The organism is Candidatus Symbiothrix dinenymphae, assembly GCF_001431085.1.
This window is the reverse complement of record NZ_BBRU01000409.1, coordinates 1-447: the sequence shown is the minus strand read 5'-3', so window position 1 is coordinate 447 and position 447 is coordinate 1. Positions and strand designations below refer to the sequence as shown.

Sequence of the window (447 nt, the reverse complement as noted above, 5' to 3'; positions counted from 1 at the left end):
GAGTCTTTTTGTTTGGCTCGTATGCCAAGGGCAACTACCACGAGGACAGCGACATTGACCTTGCCGTTATCTTTCGCGACTACGAAAACGGCTTTGACCGCGAAACGGAACTTATGCATTTGCGTCACGAAATTGATATTCGCATTGAGCCGCACGCATTCCGCGAAAGCGAATTTACACCACAAGACCCGCTCGCATACGAGGTTTTGAAGTATGGGCGCGAGATAACTTAACGGTTATTTTTTCACCCGCTTCTCATTCTTTGCAATGAAATCTTTCCAGCCGCTGTAATGCTTTTCTGACTGCGGGCGAGTGCCCTGAAAATGGTGGCAGAGGGCTGCTGCTACGGCATCGGTGGCGTCCAACTGAGGCAGGAGATTTTCTTTTGGGATTTTCAAATACTTTTGCAGCATGTACGACACTTGCTCTTTGGTGGCTGTTCCGGTG

At 49.2% G+C, this 447-nt stretch carries 2 protein-coding genes; one reads left to right on the top strand and one right to left on the bottom strand.

Annotation, left to right across the window (positions count from 1 at the left end; genetic code table 11):
* Positions 1-233 (top strand): nucleotidyltransferase domain-containing protein (locus ASC50_RS04625; RefSeq protein WP_158648443.1); only part of this gene is annotated, 233 nt, incomplete at its 5' end.
* 3 nt (positions 234-236) lie between these two features.
* On the opposite strand, the gene ASC50_RS04620 is transcribed toward ASC50_RS04625, so the two are convergent.
* On the bottom strand, positions 237-447 hold a 211-nt coding region (locus tag ASC50_RS04620; protein WP_162491138.1), incomplete at its 5' end, for a crossover junction endodeoxyribonuclease RuvC.